At 46.4% G+C, this 19,867-nt stretch carries 17 protein-coding genes and 1 other RNA gene; 15 read left to right on the top strand and 3 right to left on the bottom strand.

The window, feature by feature from the left end:
- Positions 1-198: 198 nt before the first annotated feature.
- From MZO40_RS08275 to MZO40_RS08245, 7 genes are all read left to right on the top strand, one after another.
- Complete coding sequence (locus tag MZO40_RS08275; protein WP_101874295.1) at positions 199-1,092, top strand: C40 family peptidase; 894 nt, start codon at positions 199-201, stop codon at positions 1,090-1,092.
- A gap of 59 nt (positions 1,093-1,151) precedes the next feature.
- A complete protein-coding gene (locus tag MZO40_RS08270; RefSeq protein WP_225367169.1) occupies positions 1,152-2,009 on the top strand; it encodes an alpha/beta hydrolase in 858 nt (285 codons plus the stop codon).
- A 746-nt stretch (positions 2,010-2,755) separates the two neighbouring features.
- On the top strand, positions 2,756-2,920 hold the full coding sequence (locus tag MZO40_RS08265; protein WP_003639271.1) for a hypothetical protein: 165 nt from the start codon (positions 2,756-2,758) through the stop codon (positions 2,918-2,920).
- A 61-nt stretch (positions 2,921-2,981) separates the two neighbouring features.
- Complete coding sequence (locus MZO40_RS08260; RefSeq protein ID WP_105922414.1) at positions 2,982-3,737, top strand: NrtR DNA-binding winged helix domain-containing protein; 756 nt, start codon at positions 2,982-2,984, stop codon at positions 3,735-3,737.
- Between the two features lie 93 nt (positions 3,738-3,830).
- Complete coding sequence (locus MZO40_RS08255) at positions 3,831-5,030, top strand: MFS transporter (RefSeq protein ID WP_088771004.1); 1,200 nt, start codon at positions 3,831-3,833, stop codon at positions 5,028-5,030.
- 220 nt (positions 5,031-5,250) lie between these two features.
- Entirely contained in the window at positions 5,251-5,568 is a 318-nt protein-coding gene (locus tag MZO40_RS08250; protein WP_105960845.1) for a hypothetical protein, read from the top strand.
- 76 nt (positions 5,569-5,644) lie between these two features.
- The gene (locus MZO40_RS08245; protein WP_021338366.1) at positions 5,645-6,205 is read left to right on the top strand and encodes an ECF transporter S component; all 561 of its coding nucleotides are present in this window, start codon (positions 5,645-5,647) and stop codon (positions 6,203-6,205) included.
- Positions 6,206-7,771: 1,566 nt separating this feature from the next.
- Here MZO40_RS08245 and ssrA read toward each other — a convergent pair.
- Together ssrA and MZO40_RS08235 are read right to left on the bottom strand one after the other, a co-directional pair.
- Positions 7,772-8,143: a transfer-messenger RNA gene (gene ssrA, locus MZO40_RS08240) on the bottom strand.
- Positions 8,144-8,258: 115 nt separating this feature from the next.
- Positions 8,259-9,197 (bottom strand): DMT family transporter, encoded by a 939-nt coding sequence (locus tag MZO40_RS08235; RefSeq protein ID WP_105960843.1) that lies wholly within the window; start codon positions 9,195-9,197, stop codon positions 8,259-8,261.
- 227 nt (positions 9,198-9,424) lie between these two features.
- On the opposite strand from MZO40_RS08235, the gene MZO40_RS08230 reads away from it, so the two are divergent.
- The 7 genes from MZO40_RS08230 (at position 9,425) to MZO40_RS08200 (ending at position 17,795) form a co-directional block, all read left to right on the top strand.
- A complete protein-coding gene (locus MZO40_RS08230) occupies positions 9,425-9,694 on the top strand; it encodes an ACT domain-containing protein (RefSeq protein ID WP_003639265.1) in 270 nt (89 codons plus the stop codon).
- A gap of 9 nt (positions 9,695-9,703) precedes the next feature.
- Positions 9,704-11,047, top strand: a complete 1,344-nt coding sequence (locus MZO40_RS08225; protein WP_003639264.1) for a PFL family protein — start codon at positions 9,704-9,706, stop codon at positions 11,045-11,047.
- 333 nt (positions 11,048-11,380) lie between these two features.
- Positions 11,381-12,109: a response regulator transcription factor gene (locus MZO40_RS08220; RefSeq protein ID WP_003639263.1), complete on the top strand. Its 729-nt coding sequence runs from the start codon at positions 11,381-11,383 to the stop codon at positions 12,107-12,109.
- Complete coding sequence (locus MZO40_RS08215; protein ID WP_088771010.1) at positions 12,106-13,629, top strand: HAMP domain-containing sensor histidine kinase; 1,524 nt, start codon at positions 12,106-12,108, stop codon at positions 13,627-13,629. The genes MZO40_RS08220 and MZO40_RS08215 overlap by 4 nt, the downstream gene beginning before the upstream one ends.
- 318 nt (positions 13,630-13,947) lie before the next feature.
- The gene (locus MZO40_RS08210; protein ID WP_003639261.1) at positions 13,948-15,129 is read left to right on the top strand and encodes a class I SAM-dependent methyltransferase; all 1,182 of its coding nucleotides are present in this window, start codon (positions 13,948-13,950) and stop codon (positions 15,127-15,129) included.
- 235 nt (positions 15,130-15,364) lie between these two features.
- On the top strand, positions 15,365-16,222 hold the full coding sequence (locus tag MZO40_RS08205; protein WP_003639260.1) for a GRP family sugar transporter: 858 nt from the start codon (positions 15,365-15,367) through the stop codon (positions 16,220-16,222).
- A 220-nt stretch (positions 16,223-16,442) separates the two neighbouring features.
- Positions 16,443-17,795 (top strand): glucose-6-phosphate isomerase, encoded by a 1,353-nt coding sequence (locus MZO40_RS08200; RefSeq protein ID WP_105960842.1) that lies wholly within the window; start codon positions 16,443-16,445, stop codon positions 17,793-17,795.
- A gap of 336 nt (positions 17,796-18,131) precedes the next feature.
- Here MZO40_RS08200 and MZO40_RS08195 read toward each other — a convergent pair whose 3' ends face one another.
- Positions 18,132-19,253, bottom strand: a complete 1,122-nt coding sequence (locus MZO40_RS08195) for an outer membrane protein assembly factor BamE (RefSeq protein WP_225424066.1) — start codon at positions 19,251-19,253, stop codon at positions 18,132-18,134.
- A gap of 362 nt (positions 19,254-19,615) precedes the next feature.
- Here MZO40_RS08195 and MZO40_RS08190 point away from each other — a divergent pair, with 362 nt between their 5' ends.
- Positions 19,616-19,807, top strand: coding sequence for a hypothetical protein (locus MZO40_RS08190; protein WP_050339457.1), 192 nt, complete (start codon positions 19,616-19,618; stop codon positions 19,805-19,807).
- Positions 19,808-19,867 lie beyond the last annotated feature (60 nt).

Below are 19,867 nucleotides of genomic sequence, written 5' to 3'. Positions count from 1 at the left end.
AGGATAGCTTCTTAACGTGGTTTACCGGTAATAACTGCCAGTAAAGTTAACCATTGATGATGGATGCCGCTGTTAGCAATAAAAATCTTTATAAGGTTAAGTAATCGCTCAAGACGCTGGTAGTCGGATGTGGTACACTGAGAAAAAATAGGATGATGAAAAATAGAATGATCAAAAATGGGGTGACAAAAGATGAAGCTGCAAACAACGCGAATTATGGCGGCGGTTGCCAATGTGTGGCGCCAACCGCGGACGTTACCAATCGATACGTCGGCGATTGCTAACGCGGGCCTGCAAGCCTGGTTGGCACAGCTTAGTGACGCGGAGACGGTGAAGTTAGAACGTGAGAACCGGATTGTCACACAGGCACTCTTTAATGATGTCTTCTTAGTTGAACGCTTTGTCGATGGCTGGGCGTATGGCTACGTTGCGAGTCAGCGTGATGACCATCATTTACAGGGTTATCCGGGCTGGATCTGGGCCGCACAATTGTCGACGGTCCCGTTGCCGATTCAGACTGGGCCAACGGTAACGATTCGCCGTGGATTTACACCGCTACTGAAAGCGGATGGTCGGACGTTACTACGGTTGAGTTTGGGGACAGAATTACCAGTGATTGGTAGTAAGGACCACCGTTATTATACGGTTCAGACGCCACTTGGAGTTGCCAAAGTTGCCAAACGAGCGACTCAGTTCGGCTTCAAAACCGCGAATTTGACCCGTGGTGCGACCCTAGTTCGATTAGGCGAAACATTCCTAGATTTACGCTATTTGTGGGGCGGTATCAGCGCGTATGGTTTTGACTGTTCAGGCTTCGTTTACAGTCTGCATCGCTGTGTTGGCATTCAATTGCCGCGGGATGCGCAGGATCAGATTGATAAGGGCGTCGCCGTTGAACGGGAAGCCGCGCAGCCAGGTGATCTGTGCTTCTTTGCCCATGATCACGGGCAGGGTGCGGTCCACCACGTCGCACTGTATGCGGGTGACGGCTGGATCTTGCACGCGCCAACACCAGGAAAGCACGTCACTTACTTGCAACTGGCAACGACGTACCTCCAGGATGAATTAGTGGCCATTAAGCGGAACTGGTAGTCGGTTTTGGCGTAAATTTGGTTAAATAAACAATTGATGAGGCGAACAAAGTGAAACAAATGAAATGGTGGCTACTGACGCTGTTGTTAGTCTTTGGCCTGGCGGGCTGTACTAGTCAAGCGAAACCAACGAGCACTAAGTCGCGTCAGTCCACAAGTCAAAAACGGGTGTCAGCCTACATTGATAGTACGACCCCGACGTTTTATGTCCATGGGTTTCAAGGGAGTGCGAAATCGACCAATACGTTGATCAAGCATGCTGAAAAGACGGCTCATGCGCATAAAGTCCTCGTCGCGACCGTCAACACTAGTGGCACCGTCACGCTGACGGGTAAGTGGCAGGGACATGTTCGCAATCCCATTATTCAGGTCGTGTTTAAGAATAATCTGGCGCAGTACGATCAGCAGAGTGCCTGGTTAGCCAAGGTCATCACGACGGTTCAGCAACAGCATGCCTTTAAGCAATATAATATCGTGGCCCATTCGGCGGGGTGTGTCGCTAGCGTCAATATGCTCATGACCAAGCAAACGGCAGATTTTCCCAGCATCAACAAATTAGTCACGATTGCGGGGCCGTTTGATGGCGTGGTCGGCGAAGATGATGTCGCCAATCAGAATTCATTCCTAGCTTCTGGACAACCGAAATACTTGCACGCGGCGTATGAGTTGTTGGCGGCCAAACGGACCAACTTTCCAACCCACGTGCACTTACTCAATATTGTCGGCACGCTGAATGACGGCAGCCACTCGGATAGCTTGGTCACCAACGTATCGGCCCGCTCAATCAAGTATTTACTGCGGGGCCGAAGTGTTGACTATACTGAAAAAGACTTTTATGGTAAACACGCCCAACACAGTCAGCTTCACGAAAACGCACACGTTGCCTTAGCCGTTGACCGTTACTTGTGGCATCGGTGATGGTGGCAATTGTCTGAGTAAGTCTTGATTGGGGCTCACATCGTTGGGACTTACAGCTCATACTTAGGCAGGTCACTTAACGCGCCGTGGATAAAGATACTGAACAAAGTGATTCATGCAATCACCTAAAAACTGACGGTCATTCTGACATTACGGAATGGTCGTCAGTTTTAGATTAGGCTGTCTAAATAGCGCGTCTCGTCACAAAACGACCGCTTCAAGAACGGGTTGTCCATTCTTGAAACGGTCATTTTTTTGATGAAATCTGGATGAAGCGTAACTGGCGTCAGTCCAGATTTATAGCCAAGCGACTAGCAACGATTGACTATGACTGGATCAGGGTCACAACAAGAAGAGAATATAAGCCAGTCGAATAAGGTGATACAATGCATATAAAGCAATTAAATAAACGATAGTGATGCCGCCGTATACTGCATATTTATAATTGCGCATGTAAAAACCTCCCGTTATCAAGTTACCTTCAGTGTAAGGCCATTGTGAATCCAAGGCAATGTAAACGCCTTCATTTGCTAAAGAAGTTTAAAATAATTCAAAACGCGGTCGTTCTGTTAGCGATTCACGACGGGGTATGTTAAAGTTAATTACTGGTTCGGGGGATTTCACGACGTCGAACTAAATTATCTCAGACTTTGAATAAATTAATTTTTAGTATCACGTACTTGCCCCAGTATTTAGTATTAGAATTATTTACAAATTTCCTGAGCATTAGGAAAGGATGTAATTTAATGCGAGTTACCATTAATCGCGGTCAAGAGGTTTACACTGATATACCACTGATGACCGCCCGACACCGTTATATCAAGGCGGATGTCTGGGAAATTAAAAAGGCAATTATTGAAAAGTCCGCCATCAATGGCTGGACCGTTCAAGCGTTGCAAGCCATTAACTAAAATAATGAACGTTACGGCCACGGCACTTGCCAGTGGCCGTTTTTGTAGGAGGAAGTCGACCATGCCGCAGCCAGTTAGTAATCGACCGCTAATCAGTATTACAAATATTATTTGGAGTTTTGATCCCGTGACCAAGCAGTTGCTGATTTTACTGCTGCAGCGTAATCACGCACCCTTTAAGGAAACTTGGGGCTTGCCGACGACTTATTTACGTGCTGACGAGAGTGCGGATGCCGCGGCATTGCGCTTAGTTCGTGAGAAGCTGGGCGTCCAATTGGCCCAATTCCATACCGAACAATTGGGAACGTTTACTGCGGTGGCGCGGGTACCAGACGAGCGGTCCTTGGCATTGACTTACATGGTCTATTTGCCAGTCAAACCGCAACTCGTTCCCGGCTATGGCGCGCGGGATGTCCGGTGGTTTGCGGTGACACCGCGGCAAGATCGCGATGATTTGGTGGCCGGTGAGTTGACGTTTAAAGGTGTGGCGGATGCTGTGAGTGCTGCGGAATTTTATCAACAAACCCCGCCAGTGCCGTCGTTGACTGCTGACCATGCGTTGATCATTAAGACGGCGCTACAACGGGTGCGCAATCGCCTAGATTATGCGCCGACCATCTTACTGGTGCTCGGTTCGCATTTTACACTCAAGCAAGCGCGAGAGGTCTACGCGATTTTGTGGCGCCGTCCCGTGACGACGATCGACAATTCCAATTTTCGTAAGACCCATGCGCATCTCTTTGTGGAGGCGGGAACGGCCCAGTCCCATTCATCTGGACGGCCTGCCAAAGTGTATCGCCTCAAATCAGTCGGTTGACACCGTTTGATTGGTGTGATACCTTTATACCACCTTTAAAGGTAAAAAATACCTAAAATCGGTAACGGGTTAGGTCTATGGGGGAGAAGTCTAATGAATACAGTAAGTGTCAAGCAACTGGCGAGTCATAAGTTGCTATGGGTGATTGGAACGGCGTGGCTGTTCGATGCACTCGACGTTGCATTACTATCATTTATCATGCCGGTCATCAAACAAAGCTGGCATTTAACAGCGGGTCAACTGGGGGCCGTCAGCGCCGTGACATCATTGGGGATGATGATTGGGGCCTTGGGGTGTGGCTATTTAGCCGACAAGTTCGGTCGTAAACCAGTCTTGATTGGGACCTTGCTATTATTTTCAATCGGTAATTTATTATTGACGGTGACGCCCAGTGTCGGGTGGTTTATCGCGGTTCGCTTAATCACTGGTATCGGGCTGGGTGGCGAGCTACCAGTTGCCGCCACGACGATTGCGGACCATTATCGTGGTACCCAACGGTCGCGGATGTTAGTGCTAGTGGATAGCTTCTGGGCGATCGGTTGGATTGCGGCGTCACTGCTATCCTTCCTAGTGATGCCGATGATTGGCTGGCGCTTGACCGTTCTGATCACGGCCCTAATGGGATTATACGCATTAGGATTACGTCGGCACCTACCAGCAGAAACGACCGAAGCAGGGGCGCCCTCGGTTGAGCGAGTCGCTTTCAGGGAAGCCCTGCGGCGAGTTTGGTCACCAACACATCGGCGGGCGACCATCTGCCTCAGCGTACTATGGTTCGTCATTATGTTCACCTATTACGGAATGTTTTTATGGCTGCCAAGTGTGCTTGTATTACGCGGGTTTTCGTTGGTACACGGCTTTGGTTATACGCTACTAATGAGTTTGGCCCAATTACCGGGCTACTACCTGGCCGCATGGTTGATTGGTGTTGTGTCTCGTAAAGCCGTTTTAACGACCTATTTGATTGGCACAATGGTTAGTGCCGCTGCTTTCGGATTAGCCAATAATCCAACGATGATCATTATTAGCGGTGCCTGGCTCTCATTCTTCACCCTTGGTGCGTGGGGCATCATGATTGCCTTTACGCCTGGGCAGTTTCCAGCCGATATTCGTGGGATGGGAATGGGAAGTGCACAGTCGATCGGCCGAATTGGCGCAACGATTGGCCCATTCCTGATTGGTGCCTTGATGACGATTGGTTTCACGATTCCAGCCATCTTCATGGTTTTTGTCGGTGTCTTGATCATTGGAATCGTCGTGCTGATTTGGGGACTTACCGACCAGGATGCCTAGTGTTCGACGCGTCGGTGTGAACATAAATTAATTCGTAAACTAAACTGACGTATTGATTTAAGTTGAATCAGCACCGCGAATTGCTTGGATTAGGAATGGAATTTGAACATAAATTATTTTGTGAAATGTAACTGAGGGTTGTCATGACGCGGTTTTGAGGGTGTCATTCGTTGCCAAGCCGAAGCGAAACTCCTATGATAACAATGAGGAGTTGAGGAAGATGGCGAAGGCAAAAGCACGCGCAAGCCAACCCAGGGAGCGGTTGGCAGCGCAATTAGCACTTGCAAGTATGACAATTGACGTTCGCAGTAATGTGGTCTTGGCCCGGTTAGTAGCCCGGGCGCAGCAACGTCTTAATCAGAGCGGTGACCCTGTGGCGATCGCACACCAGATTGGCGTCGACCTGGGCTACTATTTGCTGTGCCATGACTATGATATGCCACGGGCAGCGTATGATTTATTAGCAGTCGCCTATCAAATCAGCGCGACTAAGACGAGCAAGGCCACGATTATTGCGATGCCCAGACGCCCTCAATAAATTAGGACTATCATTCAGTCCAATTTTGTATTAAAATTAGATGATAAAATAATGTGTAAGAATGGAGGGTCAATGAATGGGTCGGTCTGAACACTTAAAGAAGTTAGTCTTTACCGGACTTTTTGCCGCAATTATTTTCATTGGAATCAGTGTCTTAAGAATTCCGTTACCGGCAATCGTCGGGCGGCCATTTATTCACTTTGGCAATATTTTAACGGTTCTGGCCGTGATGTTACTAGGCTTCGGCTACGGAGCCGCAGCTGGGGCCATTGGACTGGGCTTATTCGATATTTTGAACGGTTATGCGGCGACAGCCTGGTTAACTGTGATTGAAGCGATTATCCTGGCCGCAATGGTCAACTTAAGCTTCAAGTCAATTGGCTACACGGAACACAGCTTGGCCAAGCTCTACTGGGTTTCGTTTGTGGCAGGATTGACTAAGATCATCACGTCTTGGTGTACCGGTGTTATCGAGGCGCTAATGGTCGGAACCACACTAAAAGTTGCGATGATTGGGTCGTTTACGAGCTTACTAGCGGCGACAATCAATGCGGTGGCGTGTGTGGTCCTTGTCCCGTTGCTGTATCGGATCCTCACTCAGGTGGGTTTCAATCGCCGCCGATTGGGTAGTTTATAATTCAGAATTTGGAAATCGTCGTAATGGCAGTTGCTGTTATGGCGATTTTTTGTGCTCGGCACTTCTTATGGGCAATAATAGTTAGACGGGATTTTCGAGTTGTGAGTGGGTAAAGTGTCAGGTCAGATTGTGGATAACGGGTAAATATTCATATTAAAAGGCAAAAAAAGGTCCAACTTTGCTTCATAAATAGGACCATAATTGTAAATTGAGATACTGGCGTTCAAGCAGTGTTGTAGTAACCAGATTGACACTAATCTTTGATTTTAGGAGGAGCGTAGCCAATGTACATTCAAGCTATTATAGATTTGTTGTCTATGGTCACTTCAATCTATACCGTAGTTGGTGCCATATTGTTTAAGCTATTTCATAGGGAGATACGTATTGATGCACCAATTTTTGATTTTTATTCACGATTAGTTGCTAGAAGCGTGTATTTGCACTTACAAAGTCGACGTGAAATGAACAGGTACTTGTGGTATATAGTCTTAAGAACAGCTATGCAAATGATGTTCTTATTGCAAATAATAATTGCTACTGCAGGCTATCCGTGGGTGGGGGCGATACTTTTCTGTGCCCTATGTCTCCCGGTATGGCGGCTGTATAATTTGACGATAATTCCGATACGGCGGTATTGGGAAAAAAGACCGGCCGATAAATTTACCATCGTCTCTGCGAAGCGATTTGCTTGGGGTGTGGTGATATATAAGAGTCTCCTGATAGCTGCTATGATAGCGTCACTGAGTTTAGCACTGATACTATCGACTGGCAATGACTGGACAACCCTAGTAGATTGATTTAGTGATAATTATTGCTAGGAATTAATTCAACTGTTTTATTGAGCAAATTTGTCAGCTACCCATATGGACACTTTAGACATTGGCGATTCAATCCTTGTATTTGGGATTGAATCGCCAATGTCTTTTAGAATGAGCAATCGTTCAATGTTGTCACGAGTTGGATACATGCGATGTAGTGGGCTGATGGCGAGTCAGCTTTTTTAATGACTAAAGCAGCGACGCTTTTGATTTATTGTACAAATTTTGTACTCCATGTTCGGACTATATGCTTTATAAACCATATAGTCCGAACATGACTGTGCATTTTTTGCACAGTCGTGTTTTAGAATGAGCCTTTTATACAAATTAGCAATTACATGTGAAACTATTTTATTATTTTAGAAAATCAAAACATTAATTGACCAGCGTTTGTCACAATTCAAACTGTATCATATGGTCATCGCGGTCAGGTTGCGTTGCTGAAAACTGGACAATGGAATGTCGTAGTTGTCCATCGATATGAGACAAGGAACGGGAGGCGTATTAAAGGGCGCACAAACATAGTCGCAACGCTTGTTGTTGCGGTACTAATCGTGCTGGTGATAAAACGGCTAGATTATCAAGACAATGTCGACCTGTTAGGACATGAACATAAAAAATATCTCCAACTATGAGTGCCATAGTGGAGCAATCAAAGCAAAATAAAAAAGCTATCCGTTTAAGATAGCTTTGATGAATACCGATATAACAAGTGTTCTGGAGCTTGTCACATCGTCCTGAAAATCATTAATGGAGATGGCGAGAGTCGAACTCGCGTCCAAGCATATTGCCCCTCGGATATCTACGCTCATAGTCATACTATTTGAATTTCATCATTACAAACGCCGTGTGACAGGGCACCCAGCAATGACTAACCTGATTAGTCTCTTCTCGCAACTCCAGGTGGAAGCTTTGAGCGTAAGTCCACTAAATTTAGGACCCAGATCTAGAACATGGACGATTCTAGGAGGATCTACGTTAAGCGCTTATTAGGCAGCTAAAGCGTAAGAATTGTTATTATTTTTTGCAGTTATAATTTAAACTGAGCGTTTTTACGTAGACGCAACCTACGAAGCGCAATCCGAACTCAAACTATACCTGTCGAATCCAGAACATCCCCAAATTCAACAATCTTAGTTTAGCATAGCCTGTTGATTCTGCCAACTAATCTGTCTAAGATTGCCCGTTATTGTTAAAACGGCGATTTTAAGCGGCCTTAGCGCAATTTTAAAAATTTAAGAACTCGTATGTGTCCGTCGGCGGCGCAAATATCTGAACATCCGGTGTGGATTGATGGAGAGTGCCATGACTGCCAAGATGACGAGTAGGCCCCCGATAAAATCGAAGCGAGTCAGTTGGACGTTCAGAAACGCGATCGAGAAGACCGTCGCGGCTAATGGTTCAAACGCATCCATTAGACTAGCGGTCGTCGGTAAAATGTCGCTGAGACTACGAGCAAACATTAAGAATGGGGCGACCGTTCCTAACAGGATGATGACTAGTAGCAAGCCGAATTGGAACCACGTCAGCGTCAGGTGGACGCGCCACATCGGTTGTAGTGCGGTTAGAAAAACACCAGCAATCAGCAGCCCCCAGCCCGTGACCGTCAATGCCCCGTATTTCGGAAGCAGTGTCCGTGGGATCAAGGTGTTAGTGGCGACCCCGATTGCGGAGAGCCCGCCCCAAAAGAGCACCACTGGCGAGATGGCCAGGCTATTCAAGTGGCCGTGCGTCACAATCAGCACGGTGCCGATAAAGGCCATCAACATTCCAAGTCCTTCCACGCGACTGGGAAGGACGTGTTTAAATAAGAAGTAATAAATGCTAATGATAAATGGTCCCAGGAATTGAATAATGGTCGCAACGGGTGCGTTTCCGGCGCGCACCGCTTCAAAATAGCAGAGTTGGACCGGAATGAGACCTAGAAGGCCATAGCTGACCACCGTCCAAGCATCATGACGCACACGCCAGATTTTAAACGGCCGTTTACCCGCGATTAATCCCCAGATAATCAGGATTAGGCCCGCACTAATCATGCGCACCTGAGTCAGCCACATGGCAGTTAGATGCGGATTGGCAATGAAGAGGGTACTCGCCGCAACACCGGAAATGCCCCAGAGAATACAGGCACTGCTCGCCAGCAGCACGCCCCGTAAGTGATGTTGTTGTGTCAAAATAAGACTCCTTTCTGAAAATAATCAGCATTTTTCATTATAGCAAAACCCCGCCGCAACGCCTATCTTAATGAGGAATCTCTTATTATTCTCATGAGTTACTTCATTAACTCGCAACCGCTGCCTCGTAAAAATCGGCCGCAAAGCAGTGCGTTTCCGCAATAGTCATGCTATGATATGAACAATTAAACGCAAGCAATCATGCGTCAAGTGGAGGGTCATATACAATGAAAGCAATTATTACTGTCGTTGGTCAGGATCAAGTTGGGATCGTTGCCAAGGTCGCAAACGAATTAGCCCGGTTGAACATTAATATTGTCGATATTTCGCAAACGTTGATGGATCATAACTTTACCATGATGTTGTCAGCCGAATGGGATGATGACCAGTTGAGTTTTGCCTCGGCCAAAGCCAAGCTTGAAGCGCTGGGAGAAGCGTCACAACTCACGATTCGGATTCAGCGTCAGGCTGTCTTCGATGCCATTCAGAAATTATAGGAGGTCATCATGGAAAGTCGGTCAATATTAGAAACAATCCAGATGGTCGCCGAAGAGAATTTGGACATTCGGACCATTACGATGGGCATCTCGCTTTTCGACTGTATCGATAGCGATGGTGAACGGTCGCGGCAAAAAATCTATGACAAAATTACGACGAGTGCCAAAGATTTAGTCAAGGTTGCTGAGCAGATCCAAGAAGAATACGGGATTCCAATCATTAACAAACGCATTGCGGTGACACCCATCGCCTTGATTGCCGCTGCGAGTGCCGACCACGATTACGTGGCCTACGCGGTAACGATGGAACGGGCAGCGCAGGCACTGGGCGTTGATTTGATTGGTGGCTTTTCAGCACTCGTGCAAAAGGGTTATCAAAGTGGCGACCGTAAGCTGATTGCCTCGATTCCTGAAGCACTGGCGGCGACCACGCGCGTTTGCAGTTCGGTCAACGTCGGTTCGACCCGTGCCGGCATTAACCTGGATGCCGTCGGTGAGATGGGTCACATCATCAAGCAGATTGCGGCGGATGATCCGGTGAACTGTATGAGTTTGGTGGTCTTCGCGAATGCCGTTGATGATAATCCGTTCATGGCTGGCGCGTTTCACGGTGTTGGTGAAGCCGACCGGGTCATTAACGTGGGAATCAGCGGCCCGGGCGTTGTCAAACGGGCGTTAGAAGAAGTCCGCGGTCAATCGATCGACGTGGTCTCTGAACAAATTAAGAAGACGGCCTTTAAAGTGACGCGGATGGGGCAGTTCGTCGGCACCATCGCGGCGGAACGGTTACACGTGCCATTTGGAATCGTCGACTTGTCACTGGCACCAACGCCTAATGAAGGTGATTCAGTCGCTGAAATCTTGGAAGAAATCGGCTTAGAAAGTGTCGGGGCACCGGGGACGACCGCGGCACTGGCACTGTTAAATGATGCGGTCAAAAAAGGTGGCGTCATGGCTTGTGAACACGTCGGTGGCTTGTCTGGCGCATTTATTCCAGTTTCGGAAGATGCTGAGATGATTCGAGCGGTCAGCGCGGGACGTTTGAACATTGAAAAGCTAGAAGCGATGACGGCAGTTTGTTCCGTTGGACTCGACATGATTGCGGTTCCTGGTGATACCAGCGCGGCAACCATCAGCGGGATGATTGCGGATGAAGCCGCAATCGGTATGATCAACAATAAGACGACTGCGGTTCGGGTCATTCCAGCAACTGGCAAGGACGTTGGCGAAGCAGTCGAATTCGGGGGTTTGTTTGGGAGTGCACCGGTGATGCCGGTCAACCAGAACCAGCCGACGACGTTTATCAATCGTGGCGGTCATATTCCGGCCCCAATTCATTCATTTAAAAACTAAGTAGCAGTCTTGGTGGCAAGCTAATCATCAGACTGTAATACGATCACGATGAAAAACAATTTTCAAAGCAGGGTAACCGGCTGAGAGAATTGTTTTTTGCGCCCTAAGACCAGTATTCTCGTGGCCTGAGCATTCCTGCCACCATGGCCTGATGAGCCCCACGAATTGCAGTTTGACACAAATCTTTCACAAATCAGCCAAGGTTTGTTATAAATTTGTTGTTATACTAATCCTGAATCCTAGCGCGAAGTAGGGTATGATAATAAGTAGGTTAATACATGATGATTAATCAATATAGTTAGCAATTGTAATTAACTTGGAGGACGTTGGACTATGAAACTATTAATGATTGAAGATAATAAATCCGTCTCTGAAATGATGGCAATGTTTTTTAAGAAGGAACAGTGGGACGCCCACTTTGCTTATGATGGTAATGAAGCCGTTGAGATGTTCAACGAAGATCCCAACGGTTGGGATATGGTGACACTTGATTTAAACTTACCCGGTAAAGATGGGATGCAAGTTAGTGCGGATATTCGCAAGGCTTCTCCAACTGTACCAATTATTATGTTGACGGCTCGTGACTCAGAAAGTGACCAAGTACTGGGCCTCGAAATGGGTGCTGACGACTATGTCACCAAGCCATTTTCACCAATTACGCTGATCGCCCGGATCAAAGCATTACACCGGCGGGCAGACTTGGCCAAGACGGCGCCTGCTGAGCAACCGGCCAATGCAGTCAGTTCATTTGATGTACAGACGGACCACTTTAAGCTCAATACGAAGACGCGTGAAGCTTACTTAGCCGGTGTCCAGATTCAAGATTTGACACCAAAAGAATTTGACTTATTGAAGACGCTGGCCCAAAAGCCACGGCAAGTCTTCTCACGGGAACAGCTGTTACAACTCGTTTGGGACTATGAATACTACGGTGATGAGCGGACGGTTGACGCCCACATCAAGAAGTTACGGCAGAAGATTGAAAAGGCTGGTCCACAAATCATCCAGACGGTTTGGGGGGTCGGCTACAAGTTTGATGATAGTGGAGTTGACGCTCAATGAAACTGATCTATCAACAAATGCTGGCATTCTTTGCCGTGATTATCACGGTGATCGTGGTCCTGGGGTTTTCGTTTATTCGAACCACCAGAACGATGCTCTATAACAATTCGTGGCAACAGCTACAACAGTATGCCGCGAGTATTGAAAAAGAAGCGATTCGCTACAATACGAAAACCAACAAAGTCGTGGGTTTCAATCAGCAGTTCTTAAGCGATGGTACGGTAATTTTACGGGATCAACACATCCATTTTTCGGTCTATGACGCGAATAAGAAGCTGGTTTATCCGACTGGCATTGGTGCGTCGATGGATAGTGCCCCGGGTGGGTCGATCTATGATCCAAAGATTTCAGCCAAGGATTGGAAAAAGCTGAAGCAAAATAAGATCATTACCCAGTCGCCACACGTCACTTTCCGGACGCGTAACCGCGACCAACCCGTGAATACGCCGTCGCTGCGAACGATTGATGTGCTCGTGCCGTTGTTCTATAAGAATGGCAGTACTAAGAAGTTCGTCGGTGCGATTTCAATCGGGTCCTTCGAACAGACCTTACAGGCGAGTGAGCAACAGATTGAAAAGAACCTGTTCATCGCGTTGCTGGTCTCTGGGATTGCGGCCCTACTGCTGAGTTACGTCCTAGCACGGTATTCCGTCCGGCGCATCAACCGGTTGCGGTATGCAACGCACTCCGTTGCCAATGGCGATTTTGATATTCAAGTGGACAGTAATCACAAGGACGAAATCGATGATTTGGCCGATGATTTCAACGGCATGGTCAGCTCCTTGCGTGAATCTAATGAAGAAATCAAACGCCAAGAAAAACGGCGACGTGAATTTATGGCGGATGCTGCTCATGAAATGCGGACACCGCTGACGACCATCAACGGAATTCTGGAAGGCCTCGCTTATGACGCGATTCCGGAAGAGGATAAGGCCCATTCAATTGAACTGATGCAAAATGAAACGAAACGTTTGATCCGGTTAGTCAATGAGAACCTGGATTATGAAAAGATTCGGACCGGTCAGATTGCTTTGAACAAGACCAATTTTGACGGCGCTGAAGTTTTGCATAACTTAGTTGAACAACTCACAAAGAAGGCTGACGCCGCGGATGATCACTTTGTATTGACTGCGCCTGATAAACTGCCGGTCTGGGCTGACTATGACCGTTTTGTTCAAGTGTTGTTTAATATCATGCAGAACGCCATCCAATTCTCACAAGGTAGTGCCATCGAAGTGACTGGTCAACGAACTGAGCACGCGACGGTCATCTCCATTCAAGACCACGGTATCGGCATGACACCGGATCAGGTCAAGAATATTTGGGAACGTTACTATAAGGCTGATCCATCGCGGAAGAGTACCAAGTATGGTGAATCTGGCCTCGGGCTCGCGATTTCGCACCAACTCGTGCAACAACATGGTGGGTCGATTGAAGTAGATAGTGCTGAGAATGAAGGGACGCGCTTCACGGTGACCTTCCCAGATGACGGGTATGACAAACCAATCATGGATGATTAGTGTTCGTTAATGACGACTGAATGGCCTATTAATGATTTAAACGAACCGGGTGTGGCGTTACGTGCCAGCCCGGTTTTTGTCGCCATGAACCCTGACTGAGGCGTAAGTGGCGCGGGTCAGGGGAAGCTGTGACTGGCAACACAACTGTCGACGAGCCCAGCTAATCATGTTTGAATACGTCACACGTTTGGGACTTAATGCGTCATTAGGCCGTTGCACCTCGCGCTTCCGGCCTAAATATGTTACCCTTAACAAGGCACAACAGCGCGTCATGACTAGTGTAGATAAGTTTTAGAATGAATAGGAGAAACAATTAATATGCAAAGAGTACAAATTACGGGTAATTCCCAGCGTAAGGTCAAGGACGGCTATCCACTGCTCGTCCAAGATGACTTAAAAGATCCTTCAATGAAGTTAACGGACGGTTCTTTTATCGCGTTAATGGCCAGCTCACAATTTATGGGTTACGCCTTAGTCGCCAAGCATCGCCGGCAATTAGGGTGGGTGCTGAGCTTAGATGAAAGCGAGACGCCAACGACTGACTACTTCCGCAAGCTGTTCAAACAAGCCTTGGTCCGGCGGGCAACTAGCTTGGACCCACAGCTACCACAACGGGTGTTCAATGCCGATGGTGACGGTCTGGGTGGCCTAGCCATTGACCGGTATCAAGATTATTATGTCTTTACCTGGTATGCGCAAGGCGTCTATCAACAACGTGAAATGATCTACGCCGCCTTTGAAGCAGCGACTGACCATCAGTTCAAGGGGATCTATGCCAAGTTGCGTTTCAACGTGGAAGAAGCTAACCTGAAGAGCCAGTTAGTGACTGGTGAAGCGGCGCCCGAACCATTGCTGGTAACGGAAGGCGATGTGACTTATCCGGTACATCTCGCAGATGATTTGACCACAGGCTTGTTACTCGACATGCGACCAATTCGCGACTGGTTAGCCGGGGCAGAATTGCCAGGTAAGACCGTCTTGAACTTGTTTAGTCAAGAGAATGGGGTGACGGCTGCTGCCGCAGTTGCCGGCGCCGCTAAAACGATCTCGATTGAAACGAGCAAGAAGGGCGCTAAGGAAACTGCAGACCAATTAGCAGTCAACAATATCGACCCAGACAAGCAAGAAATTCGGGCAATTGAAGTCAATCGCTACCTGGACTATGCGCAAAAGCATCATTTAAGTTACGATGTGGTCGTTGTGACGGCACCGACCTTTGCACGGGTCAAGAAGCAGAAGTTCCAAGTTGCCACTGACTTGACGGATTTATTGACCGCTACGTTGCCAGTTGTTCGGCGTGATGGCCAACTGGTGATTGCGACGACCGCCAACAACTTCTCAATGAAGAAGTTTAAAGCTGCGGTCACGGCAGCCTTTGTTGGCAGCGACCGGCACTTTACGCTGAGTGAGACGTTCCGCTTACCAGCAGACTTTGTGACGCGCAAGGCGTACTTGGCAAGTAACTACTTAAAAGTACTCGTTTTGACGCTCGATAAGTAAGTTTTTCGGCATCATTTTGCCTGCAAATAAAAAAATTTTAAACGTAATTTCGGGGACCGTTTTCATTAATTGAAAACGGTCTCTATCGATAAAGAAAACGAATTCATGAAAATATAAATATAATTATATTTAGTGCTGAATCCCTGATTGTGACTGGTAAAACGGTTACTTAACTGGTAAAATATTTCTTTGTCGTATGGCAAGAGAGAAAACATAGAAATGAGGATTATTAGTAATGGGAATTCTAATTGCACTGATCCCCGCGATCGCGTGGGGCAGTATCGGCTTAATTAGTGGTCGAATGGGCGGAACCGCCCGGCAACAGACCCTTGGGATGACCATGGGGGCCTTAGTATTCGGCTTAGCACTCTGGGCAGTTGAACAACCATCTTTAACAAGCAAAATTTGGTTGATTGGGATCGTTTCAGGGTTATTCTGGAGTATTGGTCAAGGGCAACAATTTACGTCAATGAAAGCCGTCGGGATCTCACGGACGACCCCAATTTCAACCGGGATGCAACTGGTTGCCAATGCGTTGGCTGGGGTGCTGTTATTTAACGAATGGCATGGTAATATGTACTGGATCGGCTCGATCTCCGTTATCGTGTTGATTGCTGGGGCCGTACTGACTTCCTTAACTGATAAGACTGACCCGAACCGTAGTGCTTCCGAAAACTGGGGCGTTGGGATTCGTGCCTTGATTTTATCTACTATTGGTTACGCTGGTTATACCATCGTTGTCCATTATGGTAATGTCAATGCGCAAGCAGTCGTGATGCCACAAGCTGTCGGGATGTTGCTCGGGGCCTTGATTTGGTCCTTCAAAGACAAGCCGTGGGTCGTTAAGGCAACGTATCGTAACATCGTGACTGGCCTTGTCTGGGGCGTGGGGAATCTCTTCATGTTCATGGCAATGGCACAGATTGGCCAAGCGGTGGCTTACTCACTGTCACAAATGGGAATCGTTATTTCCACGTTCGGGAGTATCTACCTCTTAGGTGAACATAAAACCAAGCGTGAAATGGTCTACGTGGTCATCGGTTCGATTTTAGTCATCGTGGGTGGCGTGGCCCTCTCGTTGATGAAGGCTTAGTAAAACTTTACTAAAACATTAATATTGTAATTTATGATTTAAGAAGATTCGTCAAAGGTGCGGTAACGTCTAGTTATCAGCACCTTTTTTGTTGATAAGGATATTTATTTTTTACATAAATTGCGAAAATTTACGAAAAAAGGGGGGAAGCGCTTTTCATTATGCGATGAGCTATTGTATAATATGACATGTAAATACGTAAAGAAAGAGGTAATAGTAAATGGCACACATTTCATTTGACAGCTCTAATTTAACTAAGTTCGTCCATGACAACGAACTTGGCGAAATGCAAGCTATGGTCACAGCTGCTGATAAGGAGCTGCGTGAAGGAACCGGCGCCGGTAATGATTTCCGCGGCTGGTTAAATTTACCAACAGATTACGATAAGGAAGAATTTGCACGGATCAAAACCGCTGCAAAGAAGATTCAAGACGACTCTGACGTCCTCGTTGTAATCGGGATTGGTGGTTCATACCTCGGTGCACGGGCAGCCATTGAATTCTTACACGAAACTTTCTGGTCATCACTTTCACGTGAAGACCGTAAATTCCCACAAGTTGTCTTTGCTGGGAACTCAATCTCATCTTCATACGTCAACGATTTGATTCACTTGATTGGCGACCGCGACTTCTCTGTTAACATCATTTCGAAGTCTGGTACGACGACTGAACCTTCAATCGCATTCCGTGTCTTCAAGGAACGTTTGATCGCGAAGTATGGTGAAGAAGGCGCTAAGAGCCGGATCTATGCCACTACTGACCGCAAACGTGGTGCTTTGAAGCAAGAAGCTGACGCTGAAGGTTACGAAACCTTTGTTATTCCTGATGATGTTGGTGGCCGCTTCACTGTCTTAACCCCAGTTGGTTTATTACCAATTGCCGTTTCAGGTGGCGACATCGATTCATTAATGAAGGGTGCTGCTGACGCTTCAAACGAATACAAAGATGCTGACTTAACTAAAAACGAAGCTTACCAATATGCTGCTTACCGGAACATTTTGTACCGGAAGGGCTATACCACTGAAATTCTTGAAAATTACGAACCAAACATGGCGATGTTCTCAGAATGGTGGAAGCAATTAATGGGTGAATCCGAAGGGAAAGACCAAAAGGGGATCTACCCATCATCAGCTAACTTTACGACCGACTTACACTCCTTGGGTCAATATATCCAAGAAGGTCGTCGTAACTTGATGGAAACGGTCGTTAAAGTTGACAACGCCACTAGCGACGTTGACATTCCTAAGGAAGCCGAAAACCTTGATGGTTTGAAGTATCTTGAAGGTAAGACGATGGCTCAAGTTAACACTAAAGCCTTCGAAGGGGTTATCATGGCCCACGTTGATGGCGGTGTTCCTAACATGGTCGTTAACATTCCTTCACAGGATGCCTACACCTTAGGTTACACGATGTACTTCTTTGAAGCTGCTGTTGCCATCTCTGGTTACTTGAATGGTATCAACCCATTCAACCAACCAGGTGTTGAAGCTTACAAGAACAACATGTTTGCTTTACTTGGCAAGCCTGGCTATGAAGAATTAACGAAGAAGTTAACTGCACGCCTTGATAAATAAGGCTTTCTAGCATATAGATAGAGCTTAAAAACAAGAGTCCCAAAACGTTAATTCGTTTACATGGTCATGTTCGTGGTCATGTTTCCAACGAATTAGGTCGTTTTGGGGCTTTTTTGTGTGATTTATCGAAAGCCTAATTGATAACAAAAAGCACCCGAACACTGATTGATCCTTGTTGACACAGAGCCAAAAGATCAGTGTTCGGGTGCTTTTAATAAGTTTGTGTTTTAACGTAATGGTCGGCGTTAATTTGGTTGAATGTGCGATTAGCAAATTAAAAGCAGTTAGACATCTGCAAATACTGTTGTGAAAGCAACTGATTAATTGCTTCACGCATTAATAGTAGTAATAACTTCTGCGTTGTTTTTGCTTGATTGTCTGTCCAACATACAGTTCGGTTCCATCGTCACCGAGACCGCCTTTATAAACGTGTGTCAGACCAGTCTCGCTATCATCCAGACGATACAACATGCCATAATTGGTTTTCCAGCCATAAGCCATGCCTTGAGGCGTTTCAGTCGATGAGTACGCAATGCCGACATTTCTTTGTAAGGTTTCGACATCCTTTTGACCAAAGGCTTTTGCAAATGATTTGAGTTGACTTGCATTTACTTTTTTACGACTAGCTTTTTTAGCCTCAGCCTTTGCTTTTTTGTTGGCAGCTTTGTGGATTTTACGAGGAGAGCCATCAAATAATTTATCATGATCAAAATCCAAGTCAGCTGATCCGTAAATAAGTGTGCTTGAGTTTTGGTCTGTGGGTTTTCCTAGAATGGCAATCACTTGTGATTTAGTCATACCAAGCTTAATTTTACTGAAATTATAGTGCTTTTTAGTAGCCTTTTTGCTTTTAGACTCACGCTTGCTTGAAGATTTTTGGGCCATTGTCTTTTTAGTGGCCTGGTTGCTCTTTGAAGTCTGCTTTTTGGTGCTAGATTTGTGAGAAGCGGACTTCATAGAACTAGCTTTTTTGGTGCTAGATTTGTGAGAAGTAGACTTTTTTGAACTAACTTTTTTGCTACTGGATTTGTGAGAAACAGACTTCTTGGAACTCGTTTTTTTGGTACTGGTTTTGTGAGAAGCAGACTTCTTAGAATTAACTTTTTTGGTGCTAGATTTATGAGAAGTGGACTTCTTGGAATTAGCTTTGTTACTGCTGGATTTGCTAGACTGTTTCTTGCTAGCACTGTTATCAGCACTTTTAGCTGAAGTGTGTCTCTTTGATGTCCGACTCGTTTGGGCCTTTGCAATCCTGTCTTGGTGGCTTGTGGTCGTCTTGACTGGATTGGCGATTATGCCGACGATTACAAACAGCAAAGAAGCAGCCAGCGCGATTAAACCATACTTAAATGATTGTTTGGCGCCGCCACCCTTAATAAGATTGAAAATTCCCCGGCAGATAAAGTAGATGGTTATCAATAATGAGATGAAAAACATAATCTCGGCAAAAGTGTCCATAATTCCTCCAAATATGAATTGTTCATTTAACAGTTACGACGATACAAACTAGCACGTTATTTTCCCCGATACGTGATAGTTTGGAATAGTTGCTTGAGCGCAAGCTTGGCATCTATTTCTACTGATATGTAAATAAAAACGCAACGCAAAATCAATCATATCATATATTTAATGAAAATAAATAAGCCACACCAATTTGTCCCCCAGTCAGTATGCCACATGCCACCCATGCAAATTTCCGCAGAATCACCCCGAAAAGCACCTGCGCATTCCAGTCCGGCAGGTTATAATAGTCCTATATCAAAGTTAAGCCCGCTACCGGCCAGAAACTGAATGGTGGGGCGGCATAAGAGGAGTTCAGAATGCGAAAATTAAACATTATCGAAAGTATTATTATTGTCGTCGGGTTGATCGTCTTCTGGCTCGGCAGTGAAGTTCAAGCCATCGAACAACAGGTGCCGTGGTTGCAGTTCGCTGGCCTAATCGTGGTCTTTGTGACTGGGCTGGCGGATGCGATTTATCGCGTCGTGACGAAGCGGTCGTTTTTTAAATGAAATCGAGACCTTCAATCGTGCGTGCCGGGTGAGTATCAAAGACGGTCTATACGAGTCATC

Origin of the sequence: Lactiplantibacillus sp. B652 (genome assembly GCF_023806745.1) — a bacterium.
GTDB lineage: Bacteria > Bacillota > Bacilli > Lactobacillales > Lactobacillaceae > Lactiplantibacillus > Lactiplantibacillus pentosus.
This window is presented reverse-complemented; position numbering and strand designations above follow the sequence as displayed.

What these genes read in the sequence shown, in the direction of transcription:
- MZO40_RS08270 (WP_225367169.1), top strand. Translation starts at nt 1,152, where the DNA reads ATGAAATGGTGGCTACTGACGCTGTTGTTAGTCTTTGGCCTGGCGGGC.
- MZO40_RS08265 (WP_003639271.1), top strand. Translation starts at nt 2,756, where the DNA reads ATGCGAGTTACCATTAATCGCGGTCAAGAGGTTTACACTGATATACCA.
- MZO40_RS08260 (WP_105922414.1), top strand. Translation starts at nt 2,982, where the DNA reads ATGCCGCAGCCAGTTAGTAATCGACCGCTAATCAGTATTACAAATATT.
- MZO40_RS08255 (WP_088771004.1), top strand. Translation starts at nt 3,831, where the DNA reads ATGAATACAGTAAGTGTCAAGCAACTGGCGAGTCATAAGTTGCTATGG.
- MZO40_RS08250 (WP_105960845.1), top strand. Translation starts at nt 5,251, where the DNA reads ATGGCGAAGGCAAAAGCACGCGCAAGCCAACCCAGGGAGCGGTTGGCA.
- MZO40_RS08245 (WP_021338366.1), top strand. Translation starts at nt 5,645, where the DNA reads ATGGGTCGGTCTGAACACTTAAAGAAGTTAGTCTTTACCGGACTTTTT.
- MZO40_RS08230 (WP_003639265.1), top strand. Translation starts at nt 9,425, where the DNA reads ATGAAAGCAATTATTACTGTCGTTGGTCAGGATCAAGTTGGGATCGTT.
- MZO40_RS08225 (WP_003639264.1), top strand. Translation starts at nt 9,704, where the DNA reads ATGGAAAGTCGGTCAATATTAGAAACAATCCAGATGGTCGCCGAAGAG.
- MZO40_RS08220 (WP_003639263.1), top strand. Translation starts at nt 11,381, where the DNA reads ATGAAACTATTAATGATTGAAGATAATAAATCCGTCTCTGAAATGATG.
- MZO40_RS08215 (WP_088771010.1), top strand. Translation starts at nt 12,106, where the DNA reads ATGAAACTGATCTATCAACAAATGCTGGCATTCTTTGCCGTGATTATC.
- MZO40_RS08210 (WP_003639261.1), top strand. Translation starts at nt 13,948, where the DNA reads ATGCAAAGAGTACAAATTACGGGTAATTCCCAGCGTAAGGTCAAGGAC.
- MZO40_RS08205 (WP_003639260.1), top strand. Translation starts at nt 15,365, where the DNA reads ATGGGAATTCTAATTGCACTGATCCCCGCGATCGCGTGGGGCAGTATC.
- MZO40_RS08200 (WP_105960842.1), top strand. Translation starts at nt 16,443, where the DNA reads ATGGCACACATTTCATTTGACAGCTCTAATTTAACTAAGTTCGTCCAT.
- MZO40_RS08195 (WP_225424066.1), bottom strand. Translation starts at nt 19,253, where the DNA reads ATGGACACTTTTGCCGAGATTATGTTTTTCATCTCATTATTGATAACC.
- MZO40_RS08190 (WP_050339457.1), top strand. Translation starts at nt 19,616, where the DNA reads ATGCGAAAATTAAACATTATCGAAAGTATTATTATTGTCGTCGGGTTG.